Source organism: Aeromicrobium sp., assembly GCF_032084975.1.
Classification (GTDB): Bacteria; Actinomycetota; Actinomycetes; order Propionibacteriales; family Nocardioidaceae; genus Aeromicrobium.
The window spans coordinates 1-3,527 of sequence record NZ_DAMDLR010000140.1 but is presented as its reverse complement, the minus strand read 5'-3'; the positions used below and the strand labels follow the sequence as shown (position 1 = coordinate 3,527).

4 protein-coding genes are annotated in these 3,527 nt (G+C 72.2%); all 4 read right to left on the bottom strand.

Annotated features, from left to right (window positions below):
• Positions 1-935, bottom strand: a 935-nt coding sequence (locus RT323_RS16385; RefSeq protein WP_313410334.1) for an acetylornithine transaminase, incomplete at its 3' end; no start/stop codon positions are given.
• Between the two features lie 83 nt (positions 936-1,018).
• A complete protein-coding gene (gene argB / locus RT323_RS16380) occupies positions 1,019-1,981 on the bottom strand; it encodes an acetylglutamate kinase (protein ID WP_313410332.1) in 963 nt (320 codons plus the stop codon).
• 8 nt (positions 1,982-1,989) lie between these two features.
• A complete protein-coding gene (argJ, locus tag RT323_RS16375; RefSeq protein WP_313410331.1) occupies positions 1,990-3,153 on the bottom strand; it encodes a bifunctional glutamate N-acetyltransferase/amino-acid acetyltransferase ArgJ in 1,164 nt (387 codons plus the stop codon).
• 76 nt (positions 3,154-3,229) lie between these two features.
• On the bottom strand, positions 3,230-3,527 hold a 298-nt coding region (locus tag RT323_RS16370), incomplete at its 5' end, for an Asd/ArgC dimerization domain-containing protein (protein ID WP_313410330.1).

Genomic DNA, 3,527 nt, shown 5'->3' with positions numbered 1-3,527 from the left:
ACCATCGCGGGGCCGTGGTCCATGACCGCCCGGGGCGACAGTCCGTCGGCCAGCTGGTCACCGCGGGCACGCGTCGCCGCGAGCAGGTCCTCGGACTCGATGGTGGCCAGCACGGCCAGGGCGGCCGCCGTGGCGACGGGGTTGCCGCCGAACGTCGTGCCGTGGTTGCCGGGACCGAGCAGTGTCGCGGCCTCGCCGAGTGCGACGCAGGCACCGATCGGCATGCCCCCGCCGAGGCCCTTCGCGAGCGTGACGAGGTCGGGGCGGACACCGGACGGGGTGTGGCCGAACCAGTCCCCCGTGCGGCCGATGCCGGTCTGCACCTCGTCGAGCCACAGCAGGGCGCCGTGCTGGGTCGTGACGCGGCGGGCGGCGGTCAGGTAGTCCTCGGGTGGGACGACGACGCCGGCCTCGCCCTGGATGGGCTCGAGCAGGACGGCGGCGACGGTCTCGTCGACGGCCGCCTCGAGGGCGGCGACGTCTCCGTAGGGCACCCAGCGGACGTGCCCGGGCAGCGGCTCGAACGGCTCGCGGTACGCCGCCTTCGACGTCAGCGCGAGGGCGCCCATCGTGCGTCCGTGGAACGAGCCCTCGGCCGCGACGATCGTGGTGCGGCCGGTGCGCCGGGTCGCCTTGAACGCGGCCTCGTTGGCCTCGGTGCCCGAGTTCGTGAAGAAGACGCGGCCATCACCACCGAGGAGTCCGAGCAGCCGCTCGGCCAGCTCGACCTGCGGCGCGGACGCGAAGAAGTTGCTGATGTGGCCGAGCGTCCCCAGCTGTGTCGTGACCGCCTCGAGGATCGCCGGGTGGCCGTGGCCGAGGGCGTTGACGGCGATGCCGCCCAGCAGGTCCAGGTAGCGGTTGCCGTCGGCGTCCCACACGTGCGAGCCCTCGCCGCGCACGAGCACACGTTGCGGGTCGCCGAACGTGTTCATGACGGCACCGCGGTACCGCTCGGTCCACTCGGCTCCGCCGAGCCGTGGCTCGCGTCCGTGGATGACGACTCCCTCGGGCAGGTTCACGACTGCTCCTTCGCGCTGGTCTTGTAGAGGGCGGACCGGATCCGCGTCCTGGCGCCGGCCAGCACCTGCGTGCCGACGCCCTCGTCGGTGAAGATCTCGAGCAGCACCGAGTGCGGCTCGCGACCGTCGACGACGGTGGCGCGCTTGACGCCGCCGCGCACCGCCTCGAGGCACGCGGTCATCTTGGGGATCATGCCGCTGGCCAGGTCGGGCAGCATCTCCTCGAGCGACTCGGGGCTGATCTCGCCGATCACGTCGCTGCTGTGGGGCCAGTCGGCGTAGAGGCCCTCCACGTCGGTCAGCACGAGCAGCTTCTCGGCGCCGAGCGCGACCGCGAGGGCGGACGCCGCCGTGTCGGCGTTGACGTTGAGCACCTGGCCGTCCGCGTCGGGTGCCACGGTCGAGACGACCGGGATGCGGCCGGCCTCGATGAGGTCGACCACCGCCTCGGGACGCACTCCGACGACCTCGCCGACCAGGCCGACGTCGACCGGCTCGCCGTCGACGAGCGGCATCGTGCGCTGGGCGCGGAACAGGCCGCCGTCCTCGCCGGACAGGCCGACGGCCAGGTCACCGTGCTGGTTGAGCAGGCCGACCAGCTCGGGACCGACCTGGCCCTTGAGCACCATGCGCACGACCTCGACCGCCTCGGGGGTCGTGACGCGCAGGCCGCCGCGGAACTCGGACTCGATCTGCAGCCGCTCGAGCATCGCGCTGATCTGCGGGCCGCCGCCGTGGACGACCACGGGCTTGAAGCCGGCCAGGCGCAGGAAGACGATGTCCTCGGCGAAGGCTCGCTTGAGCTTCTCGTCCGTCATGGCGTTGCCGCCGTACTTCACCACGACGATCTTGCCGTGGTAGGCCTTCAGCCACGGCAGCGCGTGCGCCAGCGTGGCGGCCTTCGTGGTGGCCTCGGCCCACGCCTCGGGCTCCCACTCGGTCAGTCGGTCGTCGCTCATCGGGTTCCTCAGGTCGAGTAGGCGGAGTTCTCGTGGACGTAGGCGTGCGTCAGGTCGTTGGTCCAGATCGTGGCACTCTGGTCGCCCGCCTTCAGGTCGATCGTGACGGTGACCGAACGCGGCTCGAGGTCGACCAGGTCGATCGACTCCCCCACGCCGGAGTTGCGGCACACCCACACGTCGTTGACCGCGACGTCGAGGTCGAGCGGATCGAACTCGGCCTGCGTCGTGCCGGCCGACGCCAGAATCCGGCCCCAGTTGGGGTCCTTGCCGTAGATCGCGGTCTTGAACAGGTTGCTGCGGGCGACCGACCGGCCGACCTCGAGCGCGTCCTGCTCGCTGGCGGCGTTGATCGTCGTGATGGCGATCTCGTGATCGGCGCCCTCGGCGTCGGCGAGCAGCTGCAGCGCGAGGTCGCGGCACACGGCCGTCAGGGCCTCGGTGAACGCGTCCGCGTCGGGCGAGACGCCCGAGGCACCCGACGCCATCACCAGGACGGTGTCGTTGGTGGACTGGCAGCCGTCGGAGTCGAGCCGGTCGAACGTCACGGCGGTCGCGGACCGCAGCGCCGCGTCGAGCGTCGGCGAGTCGACGTCGGCATCGGTCGTGATGACGACGAGCATCGTCGCCAGCGCCGGGGCGAGCATGCCCGCCCCCTTCGCCATGCCGCCGATCACCCAGCCGTCACCGCTCACGACCGCCTGCTTGTCGACCGTGTCGGTCGTCATGATCGCCGTCGCCGCGTCGTGGCCGCCCTCGGGAGACAGCGCCGCCACGGCCGTGTCGACGCCCGAGAGCACCTTGGGCTCGTCGAGCAGTCGCCCGATCAGTCCCGTCGAGCAGACCTGGACGTCGATCGCGCCGACGCCCAGCAGCTCGGCGACGCGCTCGGCGGTGCGGTGCGTCGCGGCGAAGCCCTCGGGCCCGGTGTAGCAGTTGGCGCCGCCGGAGTTGAGGACGATCGCGCGGGCGGTGCCGCCCTTGATCGCCTGCTCGCTCCACAGCACCGGGTGCGCCTTGCACCGGTTGGAGGTGAAGACGGCCGCAGCCGCCGCGCTCGGGCCGTCGTTGACGACCAACGAGATGTCCGGCTTGCCGGAGTCCTTCAGGCCGGCGGTCACACCCGCGGCCCGGAAGCCCTGCGCAGCGGTGACGCCCGTGGAGGTGCTCATGCCGCGACCGCCGCGGGAAGGGCACAGTACGCCGGACGCGGCATGACGTGCTCGATGTTCACTCGCTGACGCTCGCTCATGGCGCCACTCCGATCGTGGTGAGTCCGGTGGTCTCGGGCAGTCCCAGGGCGAGGTTCATCGACTGGATGGCGCCACCGGCCGTGCCCTTGACGAGGTTGTCGATCGCCGTGACCGTCACGAGCCGGCCGGCGCGCTCGTCGACCGCGACCTGGACGTGGGCGACGTTCGCGCCCAGCGTGGCGGCGGTCGTCGGCCACTGGCCCTCGGGCAGCAGGTGGACGAACGGCTCGTCGCCGTACGCGTCCTCGTACGCGGCGCGCACCGCGGCCGGGTCGACGCCTTCGGCGAGCCGC

What these genes read in the sequence shown, in the direction of transcription:
- argJ (WP_313410331.1), bottom strand. Translation starts at nt 3,153, where the DNA reads ATGAGCACCTCCACGGGCGTCACCGCTGCGCAGGGCTTCCGGGCCGCG.
- argB (WP_313410332.1), bottom strand. Translation starts at nt 1,981, where the DNA reads ATGAGCGACGACCGACTGACCGAGTGGGAGCCCGAGGCGTGGGCCGAG.